The organism is Rubrivivax gelatinosus, from assembly GCF_004340905.1.
GTDB lineage: Bacteria > Pseudomonadota > Gammaproteobacteria > Burkholderiales > Burkholderiaceae_C > Rubrivivax > Rubrivivax gelatinosus.
The window spans coordinates 63647-80425 of sequence record NZ_SLXD01000013.1 but is presented as its reverse complement, the minus strand read 5'-3'; the positions used below and the strand labels follow the sequence as shown (position 1 = coordinate 80425).

The following is a 16779-nucleotide window of genomic DNA, read 5'->3' as shown; positions in this document are numbered from 1 at the left end:
TCTCAGGCCGGTGCCAGGCGCGAGGCCAGTGCCTGCAGCGCCGGCGCCAGGCGCTGTGCCTCGGCGGCGCGCACCTGGGCACGCAGCGTGATGCGCGCGGCCGCTCGGGCCGCCGTCGCGGCGCCGGGTGTGCCCACCAGGCGCTGCTGGTCGGCCAGCATGCGCCTGGCGACGCCGGCATCGGCCGAGGCGGCCACCGTGCCTGGCAGCAGCCAGGCGCGGGCGCCGAACATCGGCCCGGCGAGTTCACCCAGTCGTGCGAACTCGGCAACGACGAAGTCGTAGGCCAGCTGCTCGTGGCCGGGTGCCTGGCCGACCATCTGCGGCAGCGTGGTCGCGATGTTCGTCGGCAGCGTGCCGTCCAGCGTCCGTGCCAGCAGCCGGCGCGCCAGCGCCGCATCCGGCACTTCGGCGATCGCCGACGCGTAGAGCCAGCGCTCCTCTTCGCTGGCCGCGGCGTCCAGCCGCGCCAGCAGCGCCGCGAAACGCGCCTCGTCGGCATGGCGCCCGACGGCGCTGACGACGCCCTGGCGGATGGCCGGCGGCAGCGGCGCACGGCCGGCGAGCTCGGCGTCGAAGAGTTCGCCCGCGCGCGCGATCACCGCCTCGTCGCCGTAGGCCGCGAGGTCGGCGATCAGGCCGTTGCGCAGCTGCTCGGCTTCGCTGCCTTCGCCGGCACGGGGTGTCCAGCCCAGCGTCGCGAGTTCCGGCGCGAACAGCGCGCGGGCCGCGGCGTGCAGCGGCGCCTGCGCCGGGCTGTCGTGAAGGCTCTCGTCGAGGAACTCGAAGGCCCGCCGCGCCTGGGCGTAGAGCGCCGGGCGTGTCGGCCCCTGCACCGACGGCAGCTGCGCCAGCAGCTCGATCAGCGAGGCCATCGGCAGCCGCCCGGACTGCGCCAGCGCCAGCGTGTCGGCCAGCAGCGTCGCCTGGGCGGTGCCGGGCAGCTCGGCAAAACGCGCCGCCAGCGCGGCGTGCCAGTCCGGCGCGTAGGCGACGCGGTAGAAGCCCTGGCCGCCCGGGTTCAGCAGCGTCGGTGTCGCCGGGCAGCCCGCCAGCGTGGTGCTCGTGCGCACGCCGTCGAGCAGCAGCGAACTCGTGCGGCCGCCGTGCTGCACCACCAGCGGCAGCTTCCAGAGCCCCGGCGCGTCGTGGCCGTCGAGCGTGAAGCGGCGCTGGCTCAGCTCCAGCCGGGTGCGTCCGTGCTCGCAGCGGCTTTCGGCCTGCACCAGCGGAAAGCCCGGCTGGTCGGTCCAGCTCGTGGCCACCGCGGCGACGTTGCGGCCCGAGGCGCGGCCGATGTGGTGCCAGAGATCGCCTGCCGTCGCGTTGGACAGCCGCCGCTCGGCCATGTAGCCGGCCAGACCGTTGCGCAAGGCCTTCGGGCCGATCCACTGCTCGAGCATCGCCAGCACCGCCCCGCCCTTGACGTAGGTGATGTCGTCGAAGACGTCGAACACGCGGTCCTCGGGCACCGGGCCGGAACGGATCGCGCGCGTCGAGTCGCCGGCGTCTCGCGTCATGGCGTCGTCGATCGGCCCGCGGCGGCGCAGCGCGATGTTCCATTCGGGGTTGAAGCGCTCGGTCGCCTTCTCCGCCATCCAGGTGGCGAAGGCCTCGTTGAGCCAGATCTCCTCCCAGGACGCAGCGGTCACGAGGTTGCCGAACCACTGGTGCGCGACCTCGTGCGCGACGATCGAGAAGATGCGCCGGCGGGTGTTGGTGTCGCTGTGCGCGGGGTCGAACAGCAGCGTGTTCTCCGCGTAGGAGATCAGCCCCCAGTCCTCCATCGCGCCGAAACGCGTGCTCGGCACCGCCAGCTGGTCCAGCTTGGGCAGCGCGTAGCGCTGGCCGAAGTAGGCGCTGTAGAACGGCAGCACACGCTCGGTGACCTCCAGCGCGTAGGCGCCCTGCGCCGCCTTGCCGGGGGCCGTGAGGATGCGCAGCGGCACGCCGGCCGCGCGTCCGGCCAGCGTGTCGAAGCGCCCGGCCGCCAGCGCCACGAGGTAGCTGGGCATCGGCGGCGTCGGCTCGAAACGGTGCAGCCGGCGCCCGCCGTCGTCGACGACGCTGCGCTCGGCCGTGTTGGACACCACCTCCACGCCTACCGGCGTGCGCACCGCGAGCTCGAACACCGCGCGGAACGAGGGTTCGTCGAAGGCCGGGAACACCATGCGCGCGAAGACCGCTTCGAGCTGGGTCGCCAGCATCGCGCCCGCGCGGCCGCCGCCGTAGGGCGCGCGGTACAGGCCCGAGCCGCTGCGCTGCACCGTGCCGTCCCAGGCCAGCTCCAGTGTTGCCGTGCCCGCCGGCAGCGGCCGGCCGTCGGCGGGCACCAGGCGCCAGGTCTGCGTCGCCTCGTCGGCCGTCACGGTCAGCGCGCGGTCGCGGCCGCCGGCCTTGAGCGTCGCCCCGCGTGGTTGCAGCGTGTAGGCGTGCAGCACGATCTCGGGCACCGCCCGGCGCAGGCGCAGCGCGATCGACGCCTGGCCGCTGAAGCGTTCGGCCGCCGGGTCCAGATCCAGCGTGATCGTGTAACGAGATGGCAGCACCGTCTTGGGCAGCGTGCCCGGGGTGCGGTCGAAATCGAAACGCGGCTGCGCGAGGGCGGCACCGGCAGCCAGCGCGGCTGCCGCGGCGAACGTACGGAGGAAACGCAACGACATCATCATGGGCTCCGGAAGACGCAACGGCGACTGTAGCGACGCCCCGGTGGGCGAAATTGCGCCGGCTTGCGCCACCGGCTCCCACACGTCCTCTGCAGCGGCGACAATCCCGAACCTTTTCCGCGCTGTGTTCCATGCCTGACGACGATCAAACCCTGCCCGAACCCGGCGCGGAGTCCGTTCCTCCCGAGACGCCCGAGACGGCCGTCGAGCCCGTGGCCGAGCCCGTCGAGGCGGCCGCGGCCGTCGAGCCCGCCGAGGCCGCCCCGCGTGCGGCGGAGCTGTCGCCGGCCGAATGCGCCGCGCGCCTGGCCGAACTTTTCCCGGCGCTGTTCGCGCCGCCGCCCAAGCCGCTGAAGCTGCGCATCCAGGCCGACATCCAGGCGCGTGTGCCGGGTGTCTTCACGCGGCGCACGCTGTCGGTCTTCCTGCACCGCTACACGACGTCCAACGCCTACCTGTCGGCGCTGGTCAAGTCCGAGCAGCGTTACGACCTCGACGGCCAGCCGGCCGGCGAGCTGAGCGCCGAGCACCGTGAACTGGCCGCGGCCGAGATCGCCCGCCGCCGCGGCGTGCACGAGCAGCGCCGCGCCGCCGAACGTGCGGCCGCACGCGCTGCCGACGTCGACGCACGCCGCCAGCAGCAGGCCGACCACGACGCCCGCCGCGACCGCGCCGGGCTGCTGCGCGCCTTCGAGACGACAACGCTGACGCCGGCCAACTTCTGCGCGCTGAAAGGCATCGGCGAGGCCGAACTCGACGCGGTGCTGGAACAGGCGCGGCGCGAACGTGCCGAACGTCCGCCGATGCCGCCGCGGGAGAACCGCCCGGGCCCGCGCCCGGAAGGCCGTGACCGGCGGGAACACGGCGCCCGTGGCGACGGCCCGCGGCCCGACCGTGGCCCGCGGCGTGACGGTGAACGTGGCCCGGGCCCGCGCGGCCCGCGCCCCGAAGGCCAGGGCCGCCCGCCCAAGCGCTGACCGGCCGGCCGGCGGCCCACCCCCCGCGGCGCCGCCCCGGCGTCGCGCCTGGGCGGGTTCAGGCCGCCGCGAGCAGCGAACGCACGCGTTCGCCGGCGGCGCGCGGCAGCTCGCCCGACAAGGCGACGGTCGGCCCCGCGGCGAGCAAACGCGCGAAAGCCGCCCGTACGGTCTCGGCCGGCACCGCGTCGATCCTCGCGCACCAGGTGCGCGTGTCGCAGACGTTGCCGGTGGCGTAGAGGTCCAGCACGGCGTCTTCCAGGCGCCGATAGGGGCGCTCGTGGGCGCGCAGGCGGCGAACCGCGAGCTGGGCCTTGGCGCGCTCCAGATCCTCGTCGCCGACCTGGGCGGCCTGGGCCTTCAGCAGCGCCAGCGTCTCGGCCAGCAGCTCGTCGATCTGCTGCGGCGAGGTCGAGGCCTCGACGACGAACTGGCCCGCCACGTCGAGCACGTCGGCCGAGCAGGCGGTGTAGTAGGCCAGGCCGCGCTGCTCGCGGATGCGGTCCATCAGCGGCGAGCTCATGCCTTCGCCGAAGACCGCCGCGGCCAGCACGCCGGCCGGGTCCTGCGCCGACAGCCCGGGCAGCGGGAAACCGAGCACCAGGTGCGCCTGGCTGCTGCCCGCCAGCCGTTTCGTCGCCACGCCGCCGGCATAGACCGGCGCGGCGACGAGGTTCTCGTGGCCGGCGTCCATCGTGCCGAAGGCAGCTTCGACCGCCGCCTCGAAGGCCGGCACGTCGATGTCGCCGGCGGCGCCGACGACGACGTTGGCGCCGGTGTACTGGCGGCGCAGGTAGTCCACGAGCGCGTCGCGGCCGAAACGTTCGATGTTGCGCCGCGGGCCGATGACCGACTGGGCCAGCGCGTGGCTGCCCCAGCAGGCCTTGTCGAAGAGCTTGAACGCAGTCGACAGCGGGTCGTCCTCGTCCTCGGTGCACTCGTGCAGCAGCACCTGGCGCTCGCGCTCCAGCTCCTCGGCCGGGAAGGTGGGGTGGCGCACCAGGTCGGCCAGCATCTCGACCAACTGCGGCACGTCGGCCGGCCGGCCGTGCATCGTGTAGCCGGTGTGGTCCTTGTCGGTGTGGGCGTTGACTTCGGCGCCCAGGCGCTCGGCGTCGAGGTTGATGCGGCGGGCGTCGCGCATCAGCGTGCCCTTGAACACCATGTGCTCGACGAAATGGCTGATGCCGTTGTCCAGCTTCGATTCGTGCACGCTGCCGCTGCGCACGAAGACGCCGATGCTGGCGGTGTGCACGTGCGGCATGCGGATCGTCACGATGCGCACGCCGTTGGGCAGGCGCTTGATGCGGGTGTCGTCGGAGTGGGAGGCGGGGAACAAGGCGCTGATGCGGGTTCGAGGAACGGCCGGCGAGCATAGGCGATGCCCGGCCGCGCTGCCGGCGTGTCCGATAAGCTGGCGTGATGCCTGCCCTGCCCGACCCCCGCCTGGACCCCCGCGCCTTCCTGCGTGCGCTGTACGACGCCGCGGTGCGGCGGGCGCTGCCCGGGCAGGTGCTGGGTGCGCATCTGCCGCCGCCGCCGCGCGGGCGCACCGTCGTCGTCGGTGCCGGCAAGGCGGGCGGCGCGATGGCCGCGGCGCTGGACGCCGCCTGGCCGGCCGATGCGCCGCTGTCGGGCCTGGTCGTCACGCGCTACGAGCACCTGCCGCCGGCCTACCGCGCCCGCGGCGGCCGCATCGAGGTCGTCGAGGCCGCCCACCCGGTGCCCGACGCTGCCGGCCGCGCTGCCGCGGCGCGCATCGCCACGCTGGTGCAGGGCCTGGGCCCGGACGATCTGGTGCTGGCGCTGATCTCCGGCGGCGGCTCGGCGCTGCTGTCGCTGCCGGCGCCGGGGCTGACGCTGGAGGACAAGCAGGCCGTCAACCGCGCGCTGCTGCTGAGCGGTGCGTCGATCGGCGAAATGAACTGCGTGCGCAAGCACCTCTCGGCGATCAAGGGTGGCCGGCTGGCGGCGCTGGCCGCACCGGCGCGTGTGCACTCGCTGCTGATCAGCGACGTGCCGGGTGACGAACCCGGCGTCATCGCCAGCGGCCCGACGGTGGCCGACGCGACGAGCTGCGCCGACGCGCTGGCGATCTGCCGGCGCTACACGATCGAACTGCCGCCGGCGGCGCGCGCCGGGCTGGAGGGCGGCGCGTTCGAGACGCCCAAGCCCGACGACCCGTGTTTCGCCGGCCACACCGTCGAGCTGATCGCGACGCCGCAGCAGAGCCTGGAAGCCGCCGCCGCGCGGGCGCGCGAGGCCGGCATCGAGGCCCACGTGCTCAGCGACGAGATCGAGGGCGAGAGCCGCGAGGTCGGCAAGGTGCACGCGGCGCTGGCACGGGCCGTCGCCCGCCGCGGCCAGCCCTTTGCCAAGCCTTGCGTTCTGCTGTCCGGCGGCGAGACCACCGTCACCGTGCGCACCCCAGGCGGGCGCGGCGGCCGCGCCGGCGAGTTCCTGCTCGGCTGCGCGCTGGCGCTGCAGGGCGAACCCGGCGTGCACGTGCTGGCCGCCGACACCGACGGCATCGACGGCGTCGAGCGCAACGCCGGCGCCATCGTCACGCCCGACACGCTGGCGCGCGCCGCGGCCGCGGGCCTCAAACCCGCCGAGCAGCTGGACCGCCACGACAGCTTCCCGCTGTTCGAAGCGCTGGGCGACCTGGTCGTCACCGGGCCGACCTACACCAACGTCAACGACTTCCGGGCGCTGCTGATCGTCTGATCAGACGCCGGCGGTGCCGGCACGCAGCGCCGCCGCACGTTCGCCGATGCGCGCCCGCTCGGCCGCGTCGAGGCGCGCCAGGTGCTTGAGCGGCATCACCATCCGCGGGTTGGCGGCCAGCGTCGCCTCGTGGCGCAGCAGGAAGTCCCAGTACAGCGTCGTGAACGGGCAGGCCGTGTCGCCGACACGTTCGCCGGGGCGGAAGCGGCAGCCGGCGCACAGCCGGCCGGCGCTCATGCGCTCGATGTAGCGGCCGCTGGCGACATAGGGTTTGCTGGCCATCAGGCCGCCGTCGGCGTTCTGGCTCATGCCCAGCGTGTTCGGCAGCTCCACCCATTCGACGGCGTCGACGTAGACCGCCAGGTACCAGGCGTGCACCTGCTTCGGTTCGACGCCGAGCAGCAGCGCGTACAGCCCGGTGACCATCAGGCGCTGGATGTGGTGGGCGTAGCCGTGCTCCAGCGTCTGGCCGATGGCGTCGGCCAGGCAGGCCATCGGCGTCTCGCCGCTCCAGTAGAAGGCCGGCAGCGGTTCATGCGCGTCCCAGGCGTTGAGCTCGGCGTAGCCCGGCATGCGCGTCCAGTAGACGCCGCGCACGTACTCGCGCCAGCCGAGGATCTGGCGGATGAAACCTTCGGCGCTCTGCAGCGGCACGCGGCCCGCGCGGTAGGCGGCCTCGGCGGCGGCGACGACCTCGCGCGGGCTCAGCAGCTTCAGGTTCAGCGCTGCCGAGAGCTGCGAGTGCCAGAGCCAGGGCGCGCCGGGCCAGAGTGCGTCCTGCCAGCGGCCGAAGCCGGCCAGGCGCTCGGCGACGAAACGCTCCAGAGCGTGCAAGGCCTGCTCCCGCGTCACCGGCCAGGCGAAAGACTCCAGCCGCCCGGGGTGGCTGGCGAAGCGGCGCCGCACGAGGTCCAGCACCTCGCGCGTCGTCGCATCGGGCTCGAAACGCGGCGGCTCGGCGTGCGGCGGCGGGCCGTCGCGGCCGAAGGCCTCGCGGTTGTCGGCGTCGTAGTTCCAGCGCCCGCCGCAGGGTTCACCGCCATCCATCAGCACGCCGTGGCGGCGGCGCATCTCGCGGTAGAAGAACTCCAGCCGCAGCGTGCGCCGGGCGCGCGCGTGGGCGGCGAACTCGCGCACGGTGCAGAAGAAGTGGCGGTCGGGGCGCAGCTCCAGCGGCAGGCCGCGCGCCGCGGCCACGGCCTGCAGCGCGCGCAGCACGCGGTGGTCGCCGGGCGCGGTCATCACCAGCGCCAGCGGCTGCAGGCGCGTGATCGTGGCGTCCAGCTCGGCGGCCAGGCCGCCGCGGTTGCCGGCGTCGTCCAGCCGCGTGTAGTGCACGCGCCGGCCGGCGGCCTGCAGCGCGGCGGCGAAGTGGCGCATCGCCGCGAGGAACAGCGCCGTGCGCGGCTGGCTGGATGCCACGTGGGTCGACTCCTCGTCGACCTCGGCCATCCAGACCGCGTCCTGCACCGCGTCGAAACCGTCGAAGGCCGCGGCCTCGGCGTCGAGCTGGTCGCCGAGCACCAGCACCAGATGCCTCATGCGTCGCGCTCCGTGTTCTTGCGCCGGCGGCAGGCGTCCGAACAGTAGCGGACCTCGTCCCAGTTCTTCGCCCAGGCGCGGCGCCAGACCATGGGCCGGCCGCAGACCGCGCAGGGTTTGCTCGGCAGGAAGCGTTTGTTGCCTTTGAAGGCACGGCCGGTGTTCATGGCGGGGCAGCGTGTCGCGTTCGGCCGCGAGTGTGCCGCGCGTGACGCCTGGTCACCCGCGATCAGGGGAGTCACCCCGGCGCCACGGGCAAGCCCCGATGCCGACCGGCCGGTCGCTCGGGTGAGATGCGCAGCAGCCGCGCCCAAGCGGCGTCCATCAGTCCAGGAGGGAGAGATGAGCCGACGCATCCGCGCCGCCTGCGCCACGCTGGCGTTGACCCTGTCCGTGACGCTGACGCCGTTGCCGGCGCAGGCCGACACCTACACCCAGACGCGTTACCCCATCGTGCTGGTGCACGGCATGCTGGGCTTCGGCGCCATCGGCCCGGTCGACTACTTCTACGGCGTGCCGGCGGCGCTGCGTTCGGGCGGCGCGGTGGTCTTCACGCCCTCGGTCTCGGCACTGGAAAGCACCGAGGCGCGCGGTGAACAGCTGCTGGCCCAGCTGCGCCAGCTGAAGGCGGCCTACGGCCACGGCAAGTTCAACCTCGTCGGCCACAGCCATGGCGGGCCGACGGCGCGTTACGTCGCCGCGGTCGCGCCGGATCTCGTCGCCTCGGTGACGACGGTGGGCTCGCCGCACACCGGCTCGCCCGTGGCCGACGGCATCCAGGCCATGGCCGAAACCACCGGGCTGACCGGCGTCGTGGCCGCGATCGTCAACGCGCTGGGGGTCGTCATCTCGTGGATTTCCGGCAACCCCCAGCTGCCGCAGGACGCGCTGGCGGCGCTGGCCTCGCTGAACACGCCCGGCGCGGCGGCCTTCAACACCCGCTTCCCGCAGGGCGCGCCGACTTCGGCCTGCGGCCAGGGCCCCTCGGTCGTCAACGGCGTGCGCTACGCCTCGGTGGGCGGCACCAGCGTCGTCACCAACCTGCTCGACCCGGGCGACGCCTTCCTGATGCTGGCCTCGGCTTTCTTCACCGGCGAGACCAACGACGGCCTGGTGGGCCGCTGCTCGTCGCACTGGGGCACGGTGCTGCGTGACGATTACGGCTGGAACCACCTCGACGAGGTGAACCAGGCGCTGGGCCTGCGCAACTTCGTCGCGTCCGACCCGGTGGCCTTCTACCGCAGCCAGGCCAACCGTCTGAAGGCGGCGGGTCTGTGAAGGCGCTGCGGCTGGGGGTCGCGGCTGCGGCGCTGGGCGCGCTGCTGGCCGCCGGCCTGCTGTGGCGCACGCCTGGCGACGCCACGGCGATGCCGGCGTCGGCCGCCGAGCCCGGCCGCCCGCCCGCCGCGGGCCAGCCGGTGGCGGACCCGCCGAGCTGGCGCGCGACGCTCGCCGTGCCGCCGGAGTTCGAGCGCTGGGTGCAGGAGCACAGCGCCTTGCGCGGCACCACGCCCGATGGTGGCTGGGGCCCGGTGATCGACGGCCGCCTCGTGCCATCGGCCGCGCTGCGCCGGCGCTTCGACTACGCGCTGCAGCTCGACGGCCAGGCCCCGCCCGAGGCCATCGGCGCCTGGGTCACCGAGCAGGCGCGGCGCGAGCTGCCTGCGGCCGCGGCGGCCGAGGTCGAGCGGCTGTGGCTGGCCTACCAGGGCCTGCGCGCCGCGCCGGCCAGCCTGGCGCCGCGTGCCGACGACCCCGAGAGCATTGCCGCCGCGCTCGACGAACGCCATGCCCAGCGCGTGCAGTGGCTGGGCGAGGCCTGGGCCCGGGCCTTCTACGGCGACGAGGAAGCGGCGCTGCGCGCGCGCCTGGCCGCCGGCTGGCAGACGGCGCGGGCCGAGCCGCTGATCGACCCCGGCCGCCTGGACGCGGCCGCACGCCAGCGCCTGGCCGACGAGCTGGCCGCGCAGGCGCGCTGGGCCGAACGCATCGCCGCCGCGCGGGCCGAACTCGATCGGCTCGAGCATCAGCCCGGGCTGGACGAGGCGCAGCGTTCGTTGGCCGCCGAGCAGTTGCTGGCCACCGAGTTCGCCGACGGCCGCGAGCGGCTGCGCGCGCGGGGGTTGCTGGGACGCTGAAGCTCAGGCCGCCGGCGCCGACAGCGTCGCCGCCATAGACGTCAGCGGCGCCAGCGCCTGCGCCGTCGCCGCCTGCGCCGCCTTCCAGGCCTGGTGCTCGGCCTCCAGGCGTTCGTACCAGGCCGACAGCTCGACGCAGCTCGCCGGCGGTTGGCCGTCGGCGTCCAGGCTGCAGGCGGCGAGCAGCTGTTCCTCGGCGTCGGTGTGGCGCGAGAACAGCTCGGCCACCCAGTCGACGAACACACGCAGCTTGGTGCTCAGGTGGCGGTTGGGCGGGTAGACGACGTACATCGGCAGCGCGTCGGTGTCCCAGTCGCAGAGCAGCGGCACCAGCTCGCCGGCGTCCATGTGCGGGCGCAGCGTGAAGTACGGGATCTGCACGATGCCCAGGCCGTTGATGCCCGAGGTCAGGTAGGCGTTGCCGTCGTTGACCGAGACGCGGTAGCGGCCCATCACCTCGATGCGTTCGCCGTCGCGGTTGAAGTCGAACGGGAAGTGGCGCCCGGTCTGCGCCGAGAAGTAGCTGACGACCTTGTGCTCGCCGCTCTCCAGCTCGCGCGGGTGGCGCGGCAGGCCGTGGCGGCGGATGTAGTCGGGCGAGGCGGCGCTCACGTAGCGCCAGAAGCCGACGCGGCGTGCGACCAGCGACGGGTCGGTGATCTCGCCGCCGCGCAGCACGCAGTCGACCTTGTCGCCGACCAGGTCCACCGGGCGGTCGCTGACGCCCAGGTCGATCTGGATCTCCGGGTACTGCTCGCAAAAGCGCGGCAGCGCCGGGATCAGCAGCAGCCGCGCCACCGACGACGGCACGTCGACGCGGATGCGGCCCTTGGGCGTGACACGCGCGTGGGTCAGCGAGCCCTCGAGCTCGTCCAGGTCGTTGAGCAGCCGGCTGACACGCTCGTAATAGGCCGCGCCGTCGGGCGTGACGGTGACGCGGCGGGTCGTGCGGTTCAGCAGCCGCGTCTGCAGCTGCTCTTCCAGCGACTGGATCAGCCGCGTGACCGCAGCCTTGGGCAGGCCCATCGAGTCGGCCGCCTTGGTGAAGGTGCCGGCCTCGACGACGCGCGTGAAGGCCTGCATGGCGCTGAGTTTGTCCATCGTCCGGCTCCGTCGGCGACGCGGCATTGTTTCAGCCGCTGAAAAACTATGTCTGAGCGCCGGCAGTTTATTCCGCCTTCGGCAACGCCTATCGTTCATCCCAACGCTGAACACCTGTTTCTACCGCTTTCACCACCACCCGCCCCCGATGAACGCCCTTGCCCTGCCCCCCGCGACGCCCTGGCGCGACCTCCAGGTCGATGCCGGCCTGGCCGCGCCGCTGGCGGTGCGGTTGCACGAGGCCGCGGCGGGTGCCAGGCGCCGCCCGCTGGTGCTGCACCTGCCGGGGGGCGCCTTCATCGGCGGCGACCTGGATTCGGGCCTGCCGGCGGCGCAGCTGCTGGCCGCCAGCGGCTGTGTCGTCGCCTCGCTCGACTACCCGAAGGCGCCGGTGCAGCCCTTCCCGGCCGCGCTGCAGGCCGCCGCGGCGCTGCTGCGCTGGCTGCGCCGGGCGCGCCTGCGTCTGGCCGGCCTGGGCAGCACGCTGTGGGTGGCCGGCGAGGAAGCCGGCGCCAACCTCGCCGCCGGCCTGGCGCTGTGGGCGCGTGACCAGGGCCTGCCGCTGGCCGGCCAGGTGCTGCTGGCGCCGCTGCTGGACCCGCGCATGGCCACCGCCTCGCTGCGTGCCGCCGGCCAGGGCTGCGCCGACTGCAGCATCGCCCGCGGCTGGCACGCCTACCTGGCCGGCCGCGCCGACCACCCCTACGCGGCGCCGCTGTACGCCGCGCGGCTGGCGCGTGTCGCGCCGGCCTTCGTCGCCACCGCCGACGACTGCCCGCTGCGAGACGAAGGCCGGGCCTACGCCGGCGCGCTGCGCTCGGCCGGCGTCACGGTGCACGAGAAACGCCTGGCCGCCCCGACCGGCTGGCCGCAGGCGCTGACGCGCCTGGCTTCGCTGCAAACCCCCTGGGCGGCCGAGCTGGTCGCCGCCTTGCGGGCCTTCCGGGACGAGACCCGGGCGGCCTGCTGTCCGATCGTCCGGCGCTCGACGAAGCGCGCCGGACCTGCCGAACCGGAGCCCGGCGCCCGCAGCGCCTGAGCTTCACGCCTCTTTCGCCGGGCCCGTCGTGGCCCATCCCGGGCTGCCTCCACGGAGGCGGCCGGGGCCGGTCTTTCCGTGCCGTTCCTGCCTGTCGTCTGTTGGAGGACTCCACCATGTCGTTCCTGTCCACCTATTCCCGCCGCCCGCACCCGCTGGCCATCACCGCGGTCGTCGCCGCCATCGCCGTCGGCGCCGGGGCGCTGCTCGTCACGCACGACGCCGGCGCCGAAGCCGCGCCCGCGGCGATGCCGGCCATGCCGGTCACCGTCGCCGCCGTCGTGCAGCAGGAGGTCGTGCCCTGGGCCGCCTTCTCCGGCCGCCTGGAGGCGGTCGAACACGTCGAGATCCGCGCCCGCGTCTCGGGCACCGTGCTCGAAAGCCATTTCCGCGAAGGCGCGCTGGTCAAGGCCGGCGACCTGCTGTTCACGATCGACCCGGCGCCTTACGCCGCCGAAGTCGAGCGTGCCCGCGCCCAGGTGCTGGCGGCCGAGGCCCGGCTGCGTTACGCCCGCGGCGAACGCGAGCGTGCCGAGCGCCTGTGGGACGAGCAGGCCATCGCCCGGCGAGACTTCGACGAGCGTGACAACGCCGCCCGCGAGGCCGAAGCCAACCTCAGCGCCGCGCAAGCCGCGCTGCAGTCGGCGCAGCTGAACCTCGGCTACACCAAGGTGCGCGCGCCGGTCTCGGGCCGCGTCGGCAAGCGCGAGGTGACGGTCGGCAACCTGGTCGCCGCCGGCCCGGGTGCGCCGGTGCTGACGACGCTGGTCTCGGTCGACCCGATCTACGCCAGCTTCGACGCCGACGAGGCGACGGTGACGCGCGCGCTGGCCACGCTGCCCGACGGCCCGGGCAAACGGGCCGCGATCGACCGCATCCCGGTGCGCATGAGCGGCGACGGCGCCGAGCGCCAGGGCCGGCTGCAGCTGGTCGACAACCAGGTCGATCCACGTAGCGGCACGGTGCGCCTGCGCGCCGTGTTCGACAACGCCGACGGCGCGCTGATGCCGGGCCAGTTCGCCCAGCTCCAGCTCGGCCAGCCGAAGGCGCAGAGCGCGCTGCTGGTCGACGAACGGGCGGTCGGCACCGACCAGAACAAACGTTTCGTCTGGGTCGTCGGCGCCGACCACAAGGCGAGCTGGCGCGAGGTCTCGCTGGGCGCGTCGGTCGGCGGGCTGCGCATCGTCGCCTCGGGGCTGAAGGCCGGCGAGCAGGTCGTCGTCAACGGGCTGCAGCGTGTGCGCCCGGGCGTCGAACTCGCGCCGCAGCTCGTCGAGATGGGCGCGCGCTCCTGAGCCGCGGCCCAAGACAAGGAACTCCGATGAACCTGTCCAAGTTCTTCATCGACCGGCCGATCTTCGCCGGCGTGCTGTCGCTGCTGATCTTTCTCGGCGGCCTGATCGCGGTGCGCGGGCTGCCGATCTCCGAGTACCCCGAGGTCGTGCCGCCGTCGATCGTCGTGCGCGCCAGCTACCCCGGCGCGAATCCGAAGGTCATCGCCGAGACGGTGGCCACGCCGATCGAGGAGCAGATCAACGGCGTCGAAGGCATGCTCTACATGAGCAGCCAGGCCACGACCGACGGCCTGATGACGCTGACCGTCACCTTCAAGCTCGGCACCGACCCCGACAAGGCGCAGCAGCTGGTGCAGAACCGCGTCGCACGCGCCGAGCCGCGCCTGCCCGAGGAGGTGCGCCGGCTGGGCATCACGACGGTCAAGTCCTCGGTCGACCTGACGATGGTCGTGCACCTGCTGTCGCCCAGCGGCCGCTACGACATGACCTATCTGCGCAACTACGCGGTGCTCAACGTCAAGGACCGCCTGGCGCGGGTGCAGGGCGTCGGCGACGTGCAGCTGTTCGGCTCGGGCGACTACGCGATGCGCATCTGGCTCGACCCGCAGAAGGTGGCCGCGCACGGCCTGTCGGCCGGCGACGTGGTGGCCGCGATCCGCGAGCAGAACGTGCAGGCCGCGGCCGGCATCGTCGGCGCGTCGCCGGGGCTGCAGGGCATCGACGTGCAACTGCCGATCAACGCCCAGGGCCGGCTGCAGACCGAGGAGGAGTTCGGCGACATCGTCGTGCGCAGCGCCGCCGACGGCGCCGTGACGCGGCTGCGCGACGTCGCGCGCATCGAGCTCGGCGCCGCCGACTACGCGCTGCGCTCGATGCTCGACGGCAAGGACGCGGTGGCGGTGCCGATCTTCGCCGCGCCGGGCTCCAACGCCATCGCCATCTCCGACGGCGTGCGCGCGACGATGGCCGACATCGCCAAGGCGATGCCCGAAGGCGTCGCCTACGAGATCGTCTACGACCCGACGCAGTTCGTGCGCGCGTCGATCGAGTCGGTGGTGCACACGCTGCTGGAGGCGATCGCGCTCGTCGTGCTGGTCGTCATCCTGTTCCTGCAGACCTGGCGCGCGTCGATCATCCCGCTGCTGGCGGTGCCGGTGGCCGTGGTCGGCACCTTCGGCGTGATGGCGCTGTTCGGCTTCTCGATCAACGCGCTGTCGCTGTTCGGCCTGGTGCTGGCGATCGGCATCGTCGTCGACGACGCCATCGTCGTGGTCGAGAACGTCGAGCGCAACATCGAGGGCGGCCTGAGCCCTCGCCAGGCGACCTACCGCGCGATGCGCGAGGTCTCGGGGCCGATCATCGCCATCGCGCTGGTGCTGGTGGCGGTGTTCGTGCCGCTGGCCTTCATCACCGGGCTCACCGGGCAGTTCTATCGCCAGTTCGCGCTGACGATCGCGATGTCGACGGTGATCTCGGCGATCAACTCGCTGACCCTGTCGCCGGCGCTGGCCGCGCTGCTGCTCAAGGGCCACGGCGAGGCGCCCGACCGGCTGACGCGCGCGATGGACCGCGTGCTCGGCGGCTTCTTCCGCGGCTTCAACCGGATGTTCCACCGCGGCGCCGAGCGCTACAGCAGCGGCGTGCGCGGCGCGATCTCGCGCAAGGCGGCGATGCTCGCGCTGTACGCGGTGCTGGCGGGGCTCACCGTCGTGCTGTTCCAGGTCGTGCCCAAGGGCTTCGTGCCGGCGCAGGACAAGCAGTACCTGATCGGCTTCGCCCAGCTGCCCGACGGCGCGACGCTGGACCGCACCGAGGCCGTGACGCGGCGCATGGACCAGATCGTCATGCAGCAGCCGGGCGTAGAGCACGCGATCACCTTCCCGGGGCTGTCGATCAACGGCTTCACCAACAGCGCCAACTCGGGCATCGTCTTCGTCGCGCTGAAGGACTTCGACCAGCGCCGCGACCCGGCCCTGTCGGCCGGCGCCATCGCCCAGGCGCTGAACCAGCAGTTCGGCCAGATCCAGGACGCGTTCATCGCCGTCTTCCCGCCGCCGCCGGTGCAGGGGCTGGGCACGACCGGCGGCTTCAAGCTGCAGCTGGAAGACCGCGCCTCGCTGGGCTACGACGCACTCGACGCGGCGCAGAAGGCGTTCATGGCCAAGGCCTACCAGACGCCGGAGCTGGCGGGGCTGTTCTCCAGCTGGCAGGTCAACGTGCCGCAGCTCTACGCCGACATCGACCGCACCAAGGCGCGCCAGCTCGGCGTGCCGGTGACGGAGATCTTCGACACGCTGCAGATCTACCTGGGCAGCCTCTACGCCAACGACTTCAACCGTTTCGGCCGGACCTACTCGGTGCGCGTGCAGGCCGACGCCGCGTTCCGCGCCCGCCCCGAGGACATCGGCGCGCTGAAGGTGCGTTCGACGAGCGGCGAGATGGTGCCGCTGTCGGCGCTGCTGAAGGTCAACACCACCTTCGGGCCGGAACGGGCGATGCGCTACAACGGCTTTCTCAGCGCCGACATCAACGGTGGCCCGGCGCCGGGTTATTCGTCGGGCCAGGCGCGCGACGCGGTGGAGCGCATCGCCGCCGAGACCCTGCCCAAGGGCATCTCGTACGAGTGGACCGAGCTCACCTACCAGGAGATCCTGGCCGGCAACTCGGCGACGCTGATCTTCCCGCTGGCCATCCTGCTGGTGTTCCTGGTGCTGGCGGCGCAGTACGAGAGCCTGACGCTGCCGCTGGCGATCCTGCTGATCGTGCCGATGAGCCTGCTGGCGGCGCTGACCGGCGTCTGGCTGGACGGCGGCGACAACAACGTCTTCACCCAGATCGGGCTGATGGTGCTGGTGGGGCTGTCGGCGAAGAACGCGATCCTGATCGTCGAGTTCGCACGCGAGCTGGAGTTCGCCGGGCGCACGCCGGTGCAGGCCGCGATCGAGGCCAGCCGGCTGCGGCTGCGGCCGATCCTGATGACCTCGATGGCTTTCGTGATGGGCGTGCTGCCGCTGGTGCTGGCCAGCGGCGCCGGCGCCGAGATGCGCCAGGCGATGGGCGTGGCCGTGTTCGCCGGGATGATCGGCGTCACCGCCTTCGGCATCTTCCTGACGCCGGTGTTCTACGTGCTGCTGCGCCGCCTGGCCGGCAACCGCCCGCTGAAGCTGCACGGCGAGGTGCCGCATGACGTCGAGGCGCCGCTGGAGCCCGACATGGAGCCCGGTGGCGCAGCGCTGCCGCGGCCGGCCACGACCCCGGGGGCGGCGTGAGCCGCGGCCCCGCGAAGGAGAACGC

Annotated in this window: 11 protein-coding genes and 1 pseudogene; 7 read left to right on the top strand and 5 right to left on the bottom strand. The window is 73.4% G+C overall.

The genetic code is table 11. The features are described 5' to 3' along the window. Positions 1–2 precede the first annotated feature (2 nt). Positions 3–2663 carry a M1 family metallopeptidase gene (locus tag EV684_RS19000; protein WP_243651216.1) on the bottom strand — a complete coding sequence of 887 codons (2661 nt, stop codon included), beginning with the start codon at positions 2661–2663 and terminating at the stop codon, positions 3–5. 134 nt (positions 2664–2797) lie between these two features. Between EV684_RS19000 and EV684_RS18995 the strand changes: the two genes are divergently transcribed. Continuing rightward, positions 2798–3643 carry a ProQ/FINO family protein gene (locus tag EV684_RS18995; protein WP_132648862.1) on the top strand — a complete coding sequence of 282 codons (846 nt, stop codon included), beginning with the start codon at positions 2798–2800 and terminating at the stop codon, positions 3641–3643. 58 nt (positions 3644–3701) lie between these two features. Here the strand turns inward: EV684_RS18995 and EV684_RS18990 are convergent, their stop codons facing one another. Then, on the bottom strand, positions 3702–4982 hold the full coding sequence (locus tag EV684_RS18990; RefSeq protein ID WP_207184417.1) for a M16 family metallopeptidase: 1281 nt from the start codon (positions 4980–4982) through the stop codon (positions 3702–3704). A gap of 83 nt (positions 4983–5065) precedes the next feature. Between EV684_RS18990 and EV684_RS18985 the strand changes: the two genes are divergently transcribed. Beyond that, positions 5066–6370, top strand: coding sequence for a glycerate kinase type-2 family protein (locus EV684_RS18985; RefSeq protein WP_132648861.1), 1305 nt, complete (start codon positions 5066–5068; stop codon positions 6368–6370). Here EV684_RS18985 and EV684_RS18980 read toward each other — a convergent pair whose 3' ends face one another. Both EV684_RS18980 and EV684_RS18975 read right to left on the bottom strand, forming a co-directional pair. Further along, positions 6371–7912, bottom strand: a complete 1542-nt coding sequence (locus EV684_RS18980; RefSeq protein WP_132648860.1) for a cryptochrome/photolyase family protein — start codon at positions 7910–7912, stop codon at positions 6371–6373. Continuing rightward, positions 7909–8079, bottom strand: coding sequence for a DUF2256 domain-containing protein (locus tag EV684_RS18975; protein WP_132648859.1), 171 nt, complete (start codon positions 8077–8079; stop codon positions 7909–7911). The genes EV684_RS18980 and EV684_RS18975 overlap by 4 nt, the downstream gene beginning before the upstream one ends. A gap of 175 nt (positions 8080–8254) precedes the next feature. On the opposite strand from EV684_RS18975, the gene EV684_RS18970 reads away from it, so the two are divergent. Together EV684_RS18970 and EV684_RS18965 are read left to right on the top strand one after the other, a co-directional pair. Further along, a complete protein-coding gene (locus EV684_RS18970) occupies positions 8255–9190 on the top strand; it encodes an esterase/lipase family protein (protein ID WP_200222326.1) in 936 nt (311 codons plus the stop codon). Next, complete coding sequence (locus EV684_RS18965) at positions 9187–10050, top strand: lipase chaperone (protein WP_132648858.1); 864 nt, start codon at positions 9187–9189, stop codon at positions 10048–10050. Before EV684_RS18970 ends, EV684_RS18965 begins: the two co-directional genes overlap by 4 nt. Before the next feature lie 204 nt (positions 10051–10254). On the opposite strand, the pseudogene EV684_RS18960 reads toward EV684_RS18965, so the two are convergent. Continuing rightward, positions 10255–11151, bottom strand: a pseudogene (locus EV684_RS18960) (LysR substrate-binding domain-containing protein); the annotation flags it as partial. 148 nt (positions 11152–11299) lie between these two features. Between EV684_RS18960 and EV684_RS18955 the strand changes: the two are divergent. The 3 genes from EV684_RS18955 to EV684_RS18945 all read left to right on the top strand — a co-directional run bounded on the left by EV684_RS18955 (position 11300) and on the right by EV684_RS18945 (position 16754). After that, the gene (locus EV684_RS18955) at positions 11300–12190 is read left to right on the top strand and encodes an alpha/beta hydrolase fold domain-containing protein (RefSeq protein WP_132648856.1); all 891 of its coding nucleotides are present in this window, start codon (positions 11300–11302) and stop codon (positions 12188–12190) included. Positions 12191–12306: 116 nt separating this feature from the next. Beyond that, positions 12307–13485: an efflux RND transporter periplasmic adaptor subunit gene (locus EV684_RS18950; RefSeq protein ID WP_132648855.1), complete on the top strand. Its 1179-nt coding sequence runs from the start codon at positions 12307–12309 to the stop codon at positions 13483–13485. Between the two features lie 26 nt (positions 13486–13511). Then, the gene (locus tag EV684_RS18945) at positions 13512–16754 is read left to right on the top strand and encodes an efflux RND transporter permease subunit (RefSeq protein ID WP_132648854.1); all 3243 of its coding nucleotides are present in this window, start codon (positions 13512–13514) and stop codon (positions 16752–16754) included. Positions 16755–16779: the final 25 nt, after the last annotated feature.